Source organism: Escherichia sp. WS1368, assembly GCF_046487485.1.
Lineage (GTDB): Bacteria > Pseudomonadota > Gammaproteobacteria > Enterobacterales > Enterobacteriaceae > Escherichia > Escherichia coli.
Genome location: NZ_JBJQJI010000002.1, coordinates 340929 through 355009 on the forward strand (window position 1 = coordinate 340929; position 14081 = coordinate 355009).

Annotated in this window: 12 protein-coding genes and 1 pseudogene; 3 read left to right on the top strand and 10 right to left on the bottom strand. The window is 45.8% G+C overall.

Annotated features, from left to right (window positions below):
* Positions 1-34: 34 nt before the first annotated feature.
* Positions 35-1219 carry a mannonate dehydratase gene (uxuA, locus tag ACJHYD_RS07265; RefSeq protein WP_000438591.1) on the bottom strand — a complete coding sequence of 395 codons (1185 nt, stop codon included), beginning with the start codon at positions 1217-1219 and terminating at the stop codon, positions 35-37.
* A gap of 451 nt (positions 1220-1670) precedes the next feature.
* Between uxuA and ACJHYD_RS07270 the strand changes: the two are divergent.
* A pseudogene (locus ACJHYD_RS07270) lies at positions 1671-1763 on the top strand (hypothetical protein); the annotation flags it as partial.
* A 242-nt stretch (positions 1764-2005) separates the two neighbouring features.
* Here ACJHYD_RS07270 and fimH read toward each other — a convergent pair.
* The 9 genes from fimH to fimB all read right to left on the bottom strand — a co-directional run bounded on the left by fimH (position 2006) and on the right by fimB (position 10758).
* Positions 2006-2908: a type 1 fimbria D-mannose specific adhesin FimH gene (gene fimH / locus ACJHYD_RS07275; protein ID WP_000832240.1), complete on the bottom strand. Its 903-nt coding sequence runs from the start codon at positions 2906-2908 to the stop codon at positions 2006-2008.
* Between the two features lie 19 nt (positions 2909-2927).
* Positions 2928-3371, bottom strand: a complete 444-nt coding sequence (locus ACJHYD_RS07280) for a fimbrial protein (protein ID WP_077897989.1) — start codon at positions 3369-3371, stop codon at positions 2928-2930.
* Positions 3372-3443: 72 nt separating this feature from the next.
* Positions 3444-3974 carry a type 1 fimbria minor subunit FimF gene (gene fimF / locus ACJHYD_RS07285; protein ID WP_001244826.1) on the bottom strand — a complete coding sequence of 177 codons (531 nt, stop codon included), beginning with the start codon at positions 3972-3974 and terminating at the stop codon, positions 3444-3446.
* Positions 3975-3983: 9 nt separating this feature from the next.
* Complete coding sequence (gene fimD / locus ACJHYD_RS07290; RefSeq protein ID WP_000120930.1) at positions 3984-6620, bottom strand: fimbrial usher FimD; 2637 nt, start codon at positions 6618-6620, stop codon at positions 3984-3986.
* A 66-nt stretch (positions 6621-6686) separates the two neighbouring features.
* The gene (gene fimC, locus ACJHYD_RS07295; RefSeq protein ID WP_000066560.1) at positions 6687-7412 is read right to left on the bottom strand and encodes a type 1 fimbria chaperone FimC; all 726 of its coding nucleotides are present in this window, start codon (positions 7410-7412) and stop codon (positions 6687-6689) included.
* Between the two features lie 36 nt (positions 7413-7448).
* Positions 7449-7988, bottom strand: a complete 540-nt coding sequence (locus ACJHYD_RS07300) for a fimbrial protein (RefSeq protein ID WP_000824105.1) — start codon at positions 7986-7988, stop codon at positions 7449-7451.
* 64 nt (positions 7989-8052) lie between these two features.
* A complete protein-coding gene (fimA, locus tag ACJHYD_RS07305; protein WP_000695546.1) occupies positions 8053-8601 on the bottom strand; it encodes a type 1 fimbrial major subunit FimA in 549 nt (182 codons plus the stop codon).
* 480 nt (positions 8602-9081) lie between these two features.
* Complete coding sequence (gene fimE, locus ACJHYD_RS07310; RefSeq protein WP_000044711.1) at positions 9082-9678, bottom strand: type 1 fimbria switch DNA invertase FimE; 597 nt, start codon at positions 9676-9678, stop codon at positions 9082-9084.
* 477 nt (positions 9679-10155) lie between these two features.
* Positions 10156-10758 carry a type 1 fimbria switch DNA invertase FimB gene (gene fimB, locus ACJHYD_RS07315; protein WP_000790583.1) on the bottom strand — a complete coding sequence of 201 codons (603 nt, stop codon included), beginning with the start codon at positions 10756-10758 and terminating at the stop codon, positions 10156-10158.
* 1455 nt (positions 10759-12213) lie between these two features.
* On the opposite strand from fimB, the gene nanC reads away from it, so the two are divergent.
* The gene (gene nanC, locus ACJHYD_RS07320) at positions 12214-12930 is read left to right on the top strand and encodes an N-acetylneuraminic acid outer membrane channel NanC (RefSeq protein WP_001443018.1); all 717 of its coding nucleotides are present in this window, start codon (positions 12214-12216) and stop codon (positions 12928-12930) included.
* A gap of 19 nt (positions 12931-12949) precedes the next feature.
* Positions 12950-14056: an N-acetylneuraminate epimerase gene (gene nanM, locus ACJHYD_RS07325; RefSeq protein ID WP_001341302.1), complete on the top strand. Its 1107-nt coding sequence runs from the start codon at positions 12950-12952 to the stop codon at positions 14054-14056.
* Positions 14057-14081 lie beyond the last annotated feature (25 nt).

Sequence of the window (14081 nt, forward strand, 5' to 3'; positions counted from 1 at the left end):
GAACCGGCACGGCGCGCAGCCATGCCGGTGGGTATTAACGGCTAAAGAAAGCGCGCTGGATCGCCAGTTCGACACCGCGAACTTCGGCCAGGCCTTTCAGACGACCAATTGCGGAGTAACCTGGGTTGGTTTTCTTCTTCAGGTCGTCCAGCATCTGATGACCGTGGTCCGGACGCATCGGGATCAGGTCTTCTTTGCCTTCCGCTTTACGACGGTGTTCTTCTTCAACAATCGCTTTCACCACTTCGTACATATCAACGTCACCGTTCAGGTGCGCCGCTTCGTGGAAGGTTTTCGGGTTATCTTCACGCATGGTGGAGCGCAGATGGGTGAAGTAAATACGCGGACCGAACTGCTTGATCATATCAACCAGATCGTTGTCAGCACGCACGCCGTAGGAACCGGTGCACATGGTGAAACCGTTCGCCATGCTGTTTACGGTATCAACCATCCACTGCATATCTTCAATGGTGGAAACAATGCGCGGCAGGCCAAGGATCGGGCGCGGCGGATCGTCCGGGTGAACCGCCATACGCACGCCAACTTCTTCAGCAACTGGAATAATCGCTTTCAGGAAGACGGCAAAGTTTTCGCGCAGCTTCGCTTTATCGATATCTTTGTACAGCTCCAGGTGCTTACGGAACTGGTCGAGGGTATACCCTTCTTCCGCGCCCGGCAGACCGGCAATGATGTTACGCGTCAGACGCGCTTTGTCTTCGTCGCTCATAGTGGCGAAGCGAACAGCAGCCTGAGCAATTTCTTCTTCGGTGTAATCCGCTTCCGCGCCTGGACGTTTCAGGATATGCATTTCGAATGCAGCGAATTCGATCTGGTCGAAGCGCAGAGCTTTGGAGCCGTCTGGCAGCACGTATTCGAGGTCAGTACGGGTCCAGTCGAGCACCGGCATGAAGTTGTAGCACACGGTGCGAATGCCGCACTGCGCCAGGTTGCGCAGAGTCTGCTGATAGTTAGCGATCCACTGCTCATAGTTGCCAGTGTGGGTTTTGATATCTTCGTGAATTGGTACGCTTTCTACGACAGACCACACCAGGCCTGCGTCTTCAACGATCGCCTTGCGTTTGAGGATCTCTTCTACGGACCATACTTCGCCGTTCGGGATATGGTGCAGCGCGGTAACCACGCCAGTTGCGCCCGCCTGACGGACATCAGCTAAAGAAACCGGATCGTTTGGGCCGTACCAGCGCCAGGTCTGTTCCATGATTTTTCCTCTTTCACATAGTGGGTTCCACAGCAAAGAGACGCGGAACCCTGGAGTTGTTTAGGTATCCGGATGAACAACCAGACCGCAGCCGTGGCGTTGCATCGGATGAGATGGCGTATAAGTTCTACCTTTTGGTAAGACATGTCAACCCGAATTCTGAAATTGGTTAACCAAATCACAAGAATTTCACTCTCATGGTTGTTGCTGCAAATTGCAGCAAAGGGTAATCGATGGTTATTGATCAGAGGATGTGACATTCATCGCAACAATGGTTGACCAATTTACATAACATGTCGCCCAAAATAACAACGGTTCAACCAGGTAAGGTAAAACGTTATGCATGTGCTTAACATTCTCTGGGTGGTATTCGGCATTGGCCTGATGCTGGTACTGACAAAGACCGCAGGTTCAGACACATTCGCTGCATTAGCAATGCCTCTTAGATAATTTTGACCTGTCAGTAAAAGACACGTTGAAAACCTGGGGTCTGCTGGAGCTGGTCAACTCCGTGGTTGGGCTGATTATTAGCAAGGTAGCGTAAAAGAACACCAGAGCCTGCCAATGGCAGGCTCTGACTGATGACAAAGTCTAAAAATGTGCCCGGACAGTCCCCTCGCCCCTCCGGGGAGAGGGTTAGGGTGAGGGGAACAGACCAGCAAAGTGCGCTTTGTTTATGCCAGATGCGACGCTGACGCGTCTTATCTGGCCTACAAAGGGCTAACGTGCAGGTTTTTAGCTTCAGGTAATATTGCGTAACTGCATTAGCAATGCCCTGTGATTTCTTTATTGATAAACAAAAGTCACGCCAATAATCGATTGCACATTCCCTGCAGTCACCTGCCCTCCGGTACGTGCGTAATTTGCCGTTAATCCCAGACTTACCGCCGAAGTCCCTACTGCTCCTAACGATACCGTGTTATTCGCTGGAATAATCGTACCGTTGCGCGTCAACTGTACGCCGACGCCCTGCGCTGGTGAAAACGACGCGGTATTGGTGAAAATCGAGTTGCCCGCATCTACGGTTGTGCCGGAGAGGTAATACCCCAGATTTTGGCTTTTCGCACAATAAACGGTAAGAGGAATTGGCACTGAACCAGGGTAGTCCGGCAGAGTAACGGTGACATCACGAGCAGAAACATCGCAGCCGCCAGTAGGCACCACCACATCATTATTGGCGTAAATATTCCACACAAACTGAAAATCATCGCTGTTATAGTTGTTGGTCTGTCGCAAAATAAGCACGGCAATTAATGAGCCAGCTTTAATCGCCACCCCGCCCGCACTGCTCACAGGCGTCAAATAAAGCGCCACCGGCCACGGCTTATCCGTTCTCGAATTATAAACAACGCGCGGCGTTTCGCTGGTGGTAGGAAATGGATAGCTACTGCCACTATATTTTACGGTCCCGGAAAAATTAGATAACACGCTGCCATAAGCCGAGCCTCGTTGCAGTGTGACATAGTCTGTAATGGTTTCCGGATAATCGTTATGGCAAAAGATTTGCGTCGAAAGATCCACGACCAGGTTTTGCCCCACATTCACGGCGGGCGCAAGGTTTACATAAACATTGGCGCTGCCACCGCCAATAGGGATAGCGGTACCATTGGCGGTTTTACAGGCGAATGACCAGGCATTTACCGACCAGCCCATCAGCAGTACAGCAAACAGGGTAATAACTCGTTTCATTACAATCATCTCTTCGGGTTCAGCTGTAGGTATAGGTGATGCTAATCACTGCCTGAATGGTTCCCTGAGTGGCTCCGCCATTTACCGTCAATGCTCTGACCTGTAACGGGAAGTGCGCTGATTGTGAGGAATCATCCACCTGAACTGTTTTGGTTGCGCCAGTATTCAATGTGTTGCCACTGTCATCCTGTAGCTCTAACTGGATGTTTTGCGCGGTCCCCTGGTTTTTATAATATCCGGTACTGTCGGCTGCCCCGCTGAAGCTGGCGGTGACCCTCGACGTTCCCACCGGACAATTAGTCAACTCAAGCGCAACATCATGCCAGGCCGATGCCGCCCCGGCAGACATCAGACTGAAAGAATAAAGATCGCCGAGATCAACCGTGGCATTGGTGGTGGAAACCGTACACGGTTTGGCGACGACCTTACCGTTCACCGTGATGGTGACATCGGCTGCCTGTATCGTCGCACTTGCGAGCGCCAATATTGCCGCCAATAAATACCCACGTTTGCGCCATTTCATGAGCATCTCCAGTTACTGATATTCAAGAGTGAAGGTAGCCGTGGCATTGATATGCCCCGCAGTGACAGGCACCTGTGTCGCCATTAGCCGGGCGTAAAAATTCAACGTATTTGGTTTACCCGGCGTCAGGGTCGTCCACGAAATCGCGGACGATGGAGCATTAAGGGGTATTTGATTTTGCTGCTCATTCAGAAGCTGTATTCCCAGTCCCGAAGCCGCTGACACCGTATTTTCAAGTGCAAGCAGATTGGCATTGTGGCTATCTGCAACGCCGGTAAACCCAACTTTTACGGCAGAAACGGCATTACCACAGGGTGACAGCAAAATACGAAATGGAACAACAGGAGTCGTCGCGCCAATGTTGTTAAATTGCTTCGCCGCGTTTTCCATCAGATCAACAGTAAAATTGGTTGATTCAGCGGCCACACTACAGCCGTTATCTCTGACATAGCCGCGGATAGTAATCGTGCTATCCGCAGCCAAAGCGTGACTCACCGCCAGCCACAAAAAAGCGCACAGAAGATAAAAAGGTTTGTTTCTCATCACGCCCCCTTAACGACATTCAGCTGATAGCTGGGTTAATAACTGCTGCTGACTCTCTGGTGGCAGTTGATAATTGGCGACACAGTGAGCATTTTCCTCTTCTCCCCATTTCACCTGAACTTTTCCCGCTAAAGGCATTCCGCTGAGGTAAACCTGACCATTATCCGCAACAATGCCGCTACTCTGGCTACTCTCTGATGTCACCATCGCCCCAAACGGCAGCGGCTTATTATTGTGGGTTAGCGTCATGAGCAGTTTTATCCCAACGCGCGCTTTAAACTCTGCTCGCACGATCGCCCCACGAGTGGGAACAACGTTAGCGACCGCGTTATCTAAATCGACGTTATCAGCCAGGGTATTGGTATCCAGCGCCACTCTGTTTTCCCTATATTCAGTGGCATAAGGCAGCACGGCATAACCGCGCCAGTCGGTACGCACCCCCGTCTGGTTTTCGACTTTTGCATCTTTTGCGCCAGGCGCTTTAACAAGCACCACCGTATCGTTTAACGGCTGCCCCAGCGTTACGCCATTGGCATGAGCCAATACCCCACCGCTGACTCCGTAATAGAGCTGCTTAATATCATCGCTATGGCTGTAACCGATATTGGCATTGCCGTAACCACCGCGATAATTCAGCGTGGCGTAGCCTGTGCTTCCGCTATTACCATCGCCTCCCCCGGCATAGCCGGTTTGCACGCTATAGCTGAGGTTGTTGTCTTCCAGCAACGTACCGTATACACCAGCCAGATTGGTCATCCGACCGTTGAGATCGTGTGACATGCTGTAGCTGGCACTGGCATGTCGCCACTGAGATTTACTGTCAGAACGCAGCCAGTGGCTGAAAGGAATATTGACGTTAAGCGCTAACATCTGATCACGTCCTTTTTGCCAGGCGTTTTTCGTCAGGCTATAGCTGAGCGTCCAGTTGATATCTTCGAACGCAGTATTTAATCCAGCCTGGAATTGCTCATCGACATTACTCGTTCCCCAATAAGTTTGATGGCTACCACTCAAATACAGTGTTGATGTGCGCCCGAGTTGCTGAGTAACGGTGAGCTGTAATTTCCCGCGTTTGTTATAAGCGAGGTTGTAATAGTCGGTGAATTTCGGCTTAACCTGAATAACTCCATCCTGTGTTTCGATGTTGTAGCCATTCATTCGACTGTATGTTGTATCAGCGAAATTAAAATATCCGCTGGTCGAATAACGGTAACCCACTAACTGAATATTCGTGCCTGATTCATTGAGCGATTTGTTATAGAGAAAACGCACCGATTGTCCGTCATGCTGACTGTCATCGGGAAGTGTGGAATTAGCCTGCGTCATATCCACAGACAGAGCGCCCAGTGCCCCCATGTTTTTCCCGATACCGAAATTAAAAGCACGATAACGATCCGCCAGTTGCGTTCCACCATATATTGTCCAGCCAGCCGGAAGGCCGTGGAGTAATGTACTCTGGAAAAAGCGGGGTTTTTCCTGCTGCGCATTTCCACTACGGTATTCTCCTGCCGTAATGGAATAACGAGTATGCCCTTCACGTTGCAAAAGCGGGACTGACGAATAGGGTACGGTAAAAATCTGCGTGCTGCCGTCAGCCTCTTTGATCGTTACCTGCAAGTCACCACTATTACCTGCGGCATAGATATCGTTGATGGTAAAAGGCCCCGGTGGCACCGTACTATTATAAATGTCATACCCATTTTGTTTAATAGTGACCTGTGCAGTACCACGAGCAATACCGTGGATCACCGGGGCAAATCCTCTTTGGCTATCGGGTAACATATTGTCATCTGAGGCCAATTGTGCGCCGCGAAAGTTAATACCATCGAAAATATCGCCCTGAGTATAACCATCACCCAGCGTCAGCCGGGAACGTAACGGTATTATGTCTCGCTCAAGCCAGGTATTGATATGCTGCCATTTATTTTTGCTACCTGATGATCTGTCGCTACTGTTATAACTCCAGGTGGTATTGTCGCGTAAACGCCACGCACCAATATTTAACCCACTCTGTAGGTTTAAATATGCATAATGGCTGTTACCCCCAATCCGATTCTGTACACTATTTCCGCTGAAATTATAATTGAGCAATCCGGCATTAATACCGGGATCCCATAACTCAGGAGGAATATAACCACGCGCGCGATTACTCATAAATGCCTGAGGGATCGTCAGGTTCAGTCGCTGCTGACCAACATCCAGATGCGCAGTAGCGTCCTGGACCATTGTGGTTAATGGCACACAGGCATCATCCGCCAGCAGATTCATACCGGCGACAGAAGCCGTATTCAGCCCCATACTGGCGAGTTGCGCGCGTGTCAGGCAGGGAACAATCCCTTGTTCACTGTCGCCCGTATTAAATGTGACATCACGCGTTGCCATATAACCATTATTCAAATAGATATCGACGCGATACGTCCCTGGCGGTAATTCTTGCCCATTTTCAAAACGCGATAAATCGGCCACAGCCTGGGGATCATCCGCTAAAAAACGCGGGTTAAAATAGAGTTCGGCAGATGACAAAGGTGCCTGTGCGGCAAAAGCACAGGCAACAAAGAGCCGGACAAAAAAACCAGCCAAACGATGCTTACGAATATGCAAGCATTGTGTGTTTCGCTGGTAAAGTCTTAAATTCAGATATGACATTATTCCTCCGGTTTAAAGTCACCCGGCAGTCAATTCTTTTTATTCAGGCGAAAAATTCCCCCTGCGTTATTCCATTACGCCCGTCATTTTGGGGGTAAGTGCACCATAATCATTTATTGTTCGGTAAGTAATATTGCTTCCCGCATCAGAAGGCAATTTAACCGTGCTTTCGCCCATTGGAGGCACCAAGGCATTTTCAAGAACCCGGGTTCCGGCATTCAACTCTGTTACCGTCAGGTAATAGGGTGTCGGGTTAATCAGCGTCAGAGAATTCGCGCTACGACGAAATCTTAATTTTTCTGCGGCCTGATCGGGTGGCAACGCTAATTTAGCCGGGCGATAGTACAGTTTAATGCGGCTGATAATTGCGAGCTGTAGCGTATTCTCAGTCAATTTTGATTTATCCATTGACGGAATCGCTTTAACATTCATCCAGAATAAACTTTCCCGATCCTGTGGCAATTGGTTATTTGTTGCATCAAGAATACGCAAGGTATTCTCTTTTTTTCCCTTCATCGCAAACAGAGGAGGCGTCACGATAAAACGACCATCCTTTACACCATCGGCATTTTCCACCCATGATTGAATTAAATAGGTACTATTTTCATCATTATTTGTCACGGCAAGTTGCACTTGTTTTTGCCCTGCCGGATAAATTACGCGAGTCGCACCTAAGGCCACTCCCGCTTCAGCGCGTCCGGCAACCATCATTGCCATAAACATCAGGATACCTGCCAGCAAGCAGAATGTTATTTCCTGCGATTTCCTTACATTGACGTTTTTATTACTCACTGTCCTGTTCCTGTTATCACATTATCTGCTGAACAATTACTGATAGGTTAAAGAGAACCAGGCCTGGGCATTGGCGATGCCGCCAGTAACCCGACGCCCGGTAGCACGATATTTGGCGATGAAATGTAGCGAAGTAGAGCCTGAGTAAAGCCGTTTCCAGTTTGCTGGAGGACGATTAATCGGTACGAGGTTTCCTTCATCATCAAACAACGCTACGCCAATATTGGTGGCTATCCCTGGCCCCTCTCCCACGGAAAGCACATCCGGATTTTTACCATCCGCGACACCGTGAAACGCCACCCCCACACGTTCACTCACCACCGTGCTACATTCCCGTAAATGAATAACAAAAGGCACCGGTGCGCTATCTTCCCCTGCCGCATGAAACCGGTTACTGCTGATTTGCCCCATATTGACCGTCATTTGTTTATCACCGGCTTCAATCCGGCAAGTTTCCGCAATAATGACGCCCTGAAATTGCATATTTCCGCCGGGCAGCGTGGTATTCCATTTATTTCCGGCCAGAGCAAACATTGGCAGCAACGACGCTAACAGAAATAATCTCTTCCTTTTCATCGTTATTTTTATCGCACAAGGGTGGGCATCCCTGCCCGTAATGACGTCCTTGAACCTGGGTAGGTTATTGATACTGAACCTTGAAGGTTGCATCCGCATTAGCTGCACCCGGGGTTGCCTCGCCGATTGCATAATAACGCGCCTGGAACGGAATGGTGTTGGTACCGTTATTCAGGGTTGTTTGTGCACTAAATGTCGCACCGTCCAGCGTCAGAGCATTGCCTGTTCTGTCCAGGATCTGCACGCCAACGTTTGTTGCACTACCTGCAGCAGAACTCTGCAGAGCCAGTACATCAGTACGCGTAGCATCAATTGCCGTACCTAAGAAGGCAACAGCGGCTTTTGTGGCAACAGTGGTATCGCAATCATTCAACTGAATGTTAAAACCAACGGCAGAGCTGGTTGCTCCAGCCTGCTTCAGGCTAGCGGTACGAACCTGTCCCAACTGAACGGTTTGATCAACAGAGCCTGCATCAACTGCGCAAGCGGCGTTAACAACTTCCCCTTTAAAGTGAACGGTCCCACCATTTACCGTCGTAGTATCGGCCAGAGCCGCTGCGGAACTGAGGGACAGAGCCGACAGAACAACGATTGCCAGAGTTTTAATTTTCATGCTGCTTTCCTTTAAAAAAACTATTTCTAAATCGACATGGGCAGTCGTTCTGTACACTTTGTTTTGTCAACGAGTTTGACTGCCAACACTGCACAGTTTTCCCCCAAAAGATGAAACATTTGGGGCCATTTTGACTCATAGAGGAAAGCATCGCGCACAAACTTTTTCAGTTTATTTGTTGGCTTAATATTCTATTGTTATCTTTATTTATAGATTTTTATATTGCATGAGGTGGTTTTTGGAGAGAAGAATGAGGAAGATGCGTCGAGCCACAGAAACGTTAGCTTTACATATAGCGGAGGTGATGTGAAATTAATTTACAAGAGAAATAATTTACATATCAAACAGTTAGATGCTTTTTGTCGTTTTTTAATATTTTTATGCTTGAGAAAAAATACGTAACTTATTTATGATATGGACAGTTTGGCCCCAATTGTCTTGTATTTATTTGTTTTTTAACTTTATTATCAATGAGTTAAATCAAACCTCTTCTCTTTTTAATTTTTCGTTTATGAGATTATTTCTTTCCCATAATCCGGCAAAACGAGCAGCATTACTGGCGGTATAACGTACAGTATGGCGAATATTTCGATGCCCGAGATAATCCTGAATTAAACGAGTATCTGCACCACGCTCCGCCAGTTCATAACCGCAAGCATGCCTTAACATATGAGGATGAGTCTGCGTTACGGTTCCAGCTTCAATACCGGCATCGCGAATAATGCGATAGGCCTGCTGGCGAGAAAGCCGACTCCCACGGCGAGAAATAAATATAGCGTCGGTCCGGTCAGCGCCTTTCCAGTTAGCACGTTCCTGGGTCCAGCGTTCCACGGCTTCACGCTCATCAAAACGTAACGGGTGAACGGTAGAAAATCCGTTCTTCAGTCGGCGAATATTTATTCGACCTTCATTAAGGTCAAGATCCTGATAATGCAGATCAAGCAGTTCACTAATACGCATCCCATGCCGATATGCCAACAGAATAAGACAATAATCTCTGGCTCCCGTTGCCCCGTAACAAACCGCCTGCATCATGGCCTGAACTTCTTTACCGGTAAGATAACGACGTTTACTCACAATAGTAGTACTCCTGACTGAGATATATTTGAATGAATACCTATAGGAAACCTCAATCGGTCAAAATTAGCCCAATAGATAAAAAGATAACCACACACGAAGTGATGTGGCTATCAGTCAATTACATTAAATATCATACAAAAATAAAATATCACTGATGTGATAACATCTATTTTCATTGATTTGATTCAATATAACAATAGATTGCAGTGGATTAACTTCCAGTTGCTTAAAAAATAAAGAAAAAAGTGCGGAAACAGGAGAATTTAAGTGATGTGTAAATTTATGAATGATTTTGTTTATTTATTTTTAAGAACATAAACCATTGTATTTTGTATGGATATGGTTAACTTAATGTTTATTATGAAAATTAATAATCACACTTACAATAACATCAATTAATAAATGGTTAATCATTTTTGATATATCGTAAGAATAATGTAGTTTTTAACACCATCCCTGGTATCTCAACTATCTCTATAAAACAGCGTGACGCTGTCGTCCTCTGGCTCTATCCCAGATGCCGTAAAAACGCCCTGCATTGCTGGCGGTATACCAGACAGTATGACGAATATTGCGATGCCCAAGATAATCCTGGATAAGTCGCGTATCTATTCCCATATTCGCCAAAGCAAAACCACACGAATGGCGTAACATGTGCGGATGAATCTCCAGTGACAACCCGGCATTACCACCGGAAGTCGAGATAATATGGTAAAACTGTTGCCGAGAAAGCGGATTTCCCTTACGCGATAAAAATACCCATTCGCTCTCAGCATGCGGGTACGAAGTACGGATACTCAACCAGTTTTTTAAAGCCTGAACTTCTTTGTTCAATAGCGGGTGCGTTGTTGAAAAGCCTTTTTTTAATCGATGGATATATATACACTTTGCCTTAAGATCAATATCCGAAATCCTCAATCGACAAATTTCACTCGCCCGGAAACCATGAATAAAACAAAGCAAAGTCAGACAATAATTACGTGCTGCATGAGGCCCGGTATTTGCTGCTTTAAGGAGTGATTCGATTTCACTATGGGTCAGGAAGTTCCTTTTTTTGTTATCAGCCTTATTCTTCATCGTTTTTCCCTTATAATTACAGACGCGCACTAGCTGTGCTGGGTTAGCAATAATCCAACATTTTTATCCTGATTATGTTTATAAAAGCGAACGTTTGCTTAATAACTAACGTAAGTGGACCAGTTCTTCTGAGTGAACTTAAATGGAGTAGCAACAGTTACTTATAATAACGTTGCCATACAAACGCTATGCTCTTGCATGCTATGTACCTTTATATATTTATCAATCGGATACGAATCTAATAATAACCCTCATCATTAATGCAACTAATCTTATCTATATATCATGTGATATGTTCTGTAACAAGTAAAATCAACATAAAAAATTCAGCAAAATTTAATATTCGTTCAACTATCCGTCTCACATATGACATTATTAGACAACTCCATTTGCCACAAAATGGCTATTTCATGGAACGCAGTAATTTCTTAGTAGCTATTATCAGGCTAATTCTTAGGTCCCTAGCGATTATTCCTGGCTGGTTCGTCAGTTTAGTTCATGAGATTGTTACATTCCTTTTTATCCTGGAGATATGGGGGAAAGCAGGAGATGATTTTTTCATCTGCATCCGTTGGTAAATATGGCTTTGGTCACTGCGACTTAAACCTTCCTCAATCACAGCTGTTCGCCGGGCTATTCGGCAAACAAGCTAAGTGAAACATCATCCTGAAAACACCAACATCAACAAGCCTCTCCAGAGAGACTTCAGGAGTGACCAGCTACAAGCCACAAACCAGGAAACATATTTCATGATGAGAATTATGCTCAGCCTGATGGCGGGTAAACACTTATTTTCACCACGCCCACTGAGTTATCTTGCAAATCTTTCCTTGTTTATACTCTAAATAAATTACTTATAAAACAGATAATTAAATAACAACCCTTGGTTTGTGAAGGCCTCCGCAAGTGTTCGTTTGGCTTCACATGGCATCTTCTTCTTAGAAAAATATCGACATATTTTGTGACACGAATTGCAAATCTGGTTTTGTTGTATGGATTGCGTGATTTTTGATCTGGTATAACAGGTATAAAGGTGCACCAAGATAGTCAATGAGACAGGGCATCTCGCAATCTATGGCAAACATCACTTCAGTTCTTTCACATCGGGTGATGAAAATGCACTTCAGTCTGAAAGGAATATGAAAATGAGATCAACAGACACTCTATTTTATGACTCTGGGTAAAATGGATTGAGTAAGTGATATAGCTTACGAACATTCAAATCAATTAAACATCAGAAGAGATTTTATACTCAGGTATTTAATCTGGCTCTCTGTTTATTTAAATAATGTGAAAAGAGATTTTTCACAGGAGACCTTATACAAAAAATATAAAATACAGCTACCGGTTGCCAAAGACACTATAAGCCTGGCAAAAAAATATTACACAACATAAATGCTAATTGTTTATGCGGGCTTTGTATTGCTTTCTGTTTCCTACAAATGAGTGAAATTTATGAAAAAGGCTAAAATACTTTCTGGCGTATTATTACTGTGCTTTTCGTCACCATTAATTTCTCAAGCTGCGACACTGGACGTACGTGGTGGATATCGTAGTGGAAGCCACGCCTATGAGACTCGACTCAAAGTCAGTGAGGGATGGCAAAATGGATGGTGGGCAAGTATGGAAAGTAATACCTGGAATACCATTCATGATAATAAAAAGGAAAATGCCGCACTCAATGATGTTCAGGTTGATGTTAATTACGCGATTAAACTTGATGATCAATGGACGGTGCGCCCGGGAATGTTAACGCATTTTAGCAGCAACGGCACACGCTACGGACCCTACGTAAAACTGTCCTGGGACGCGACAAAAGATCTTAATTTTGGCATTCGCTATCGTTACGACTGGAAAGCTTACCGACAACAAGACTTATCCGGTGATATGTCTCGTGATAACGTTCATCGTTGGGATGGATATGTCACTTACCATATTAATAGTGATTTCACCTTCGCATGGCAAACGACGCTATACAGCAAACAGAACGATTATCGCTATGCAAACCATAAGAAATGGGCGACGGAAAATGCATTTGTTCTACAATACCATATGACGCCGGATATTACGCCATACATAGAATATGACTACCTTGACCGTCAGGGTGTTTACAACGGCAGAGATAATTTATCGGAAAACAGTTATCGCATTGGTGTGTCATTTAAACTGTAGTAGACAGGAGACAGTCACAATGAATAAAACAATAACGGCGCTTGCTATCATGATGGCTTCATTTGCCGCAAACGCGTCTGTATTACCGGAAACTCCTGTGCCATTTAAAAGTGGTACCGGAGCAATTGATAACGACACTGTCTACATTGGTTTAGGTAGCGCAGGTACGGCATGGTACAAGCTGGATACACAGGCCAAAGATAAAAAATGGAAAGCGTTAGCTGCATTCCCTGGTGGACCAAGAGATCAAGCAACCTCGGCATTTATTGATGGCAATCTGTATGTGTTTGGCGGCATTGGCAAAAACAGCGAGGGCTTAACTCAGGTATTTAATGACGTACACAAATACAACCCCAAAACCAATAGTTGGGTTAAATTGATGTCGCACGCACCGATGGGCATGGCGGGTCATGTAACTTTTGTACACAACGGCAAGGCTTATGTTACTGGCGGTGTTAACCAGAATATCTTCAATGGCTATTTTGAAGATCTCAACGAGGCTGGAAAAGATTCAACCGCTATAGATAAAATCAACGCTCACTATTTTGACAAAAAAGCAGAAGATTATTTTTTCAATAAGTTTCTGTTGTCTTTTGATCCCTCAACACAGCAATGGAGTTACGCTGGCGAATCGCCCTGGTACGGAACGGCTGGTGCGGCGGTTGTGAATAAAGGTGATAAAACCTGGCTTATTAATGGCGAAGCCAAACCAGGATTGCGAACGGATGCCGTATTTGAACTTGATTTCACCGGTAATAATTTAAAATGGAATAAGCTTGCTCCCGTCTCATCACCAGATGGCGTAGCTGGCGGTTTTGCGGGGATAAGCAATGATTCTCTTATATTTGCCGGAGGGGCCGGATTCAAAGGTTCACGAGAAAATTACCAGAACGGTAAGAACTATGCGCATGAAGGCCTGAAAAAATCATATAGCACTGATATTCATCTTTGGCATAACGGGAAATGGGATAAATCGGGTGAATTATCGCAAGGTCGGGCCTACGGAGTATCATTGCCCTGGAATAATAGTCTATTGATTATTGGCGGTGAAACTGCAGGCGGCAAAGCGGTGACGGATTCAGTTTTGATCTCTGTGAAGGATAATAAAGTTACAGTACAAAACTAACGCTTCAGGGCCCCGGTAAAGGGGC

What these genes read in the sequence shown, in the direction of transcription:
- fimF (WP_001244826.1), bottom strand. Translation starts at nt 3,974, where the DNA reads ATGAGAAACAAACCTTTTTATCTTCTGTGCGCTTTTTTGTGGCTGGCG.
- uxuA (WP_000438591.1), bottom strand. Translation starts at nt 1,219, where the DNA reads ATGGAACAGACCTGGCGCTGGTACGGCCCAAACGATCCGGTTTCTTTA.
- fimH (WP_000832240.1), bottom strand. Translation starts at nt 2,908, where the DNA reads ATGAAACGAGTTATTACCCTGTTTGCTGTACTGCTGATGGGCTGGTCG.
- nanC (WP_001443018.1), top strand. Translation starts at nt 12,214, where the DNA reads ATGAAAAAGGCTAAAATACTTTCTGGCGTATTATTACTGTGCTTTTCG.
- ACJHYD_RS07300 (WP_000824105.1), bottom strand. Translation starts at nt 7,988, where the DNA reads ATGAAAAGGAAGAGATTATTTCTGTTAGCGTCGTTGCTGCCAATGTTT.
- nanM (WP_001341302.1), top strand. Translation starts at nt 12,950, where the DNA reads ATGAATAAAACAATAACGGCGCTTGCTATCATGATGGCTTCATTTGCC.
- fimD (WP_000120930.1), bottom strand. Translation starts at nt 6,620, where the DNA reads ATGTCATATCTGAATTTAAGACTTTACCAGCGAAACACACAATGCTTG.
- fimB (WP_000790583.1), bottom strand. Translation starts at nt 10,758, where the DNA reads ATGAAGAATAAGGCTGATAACAAAAAAAGGAACTTCCTGACCCATAGT.
- fimA (WP_000695546.1), bottom strand. Translation starts at nt 8,601, where the DNA reads ATGAAAATTAAAACTCTGGCAATCGTTGTTCTGTCGGCTCTGTCCCTC.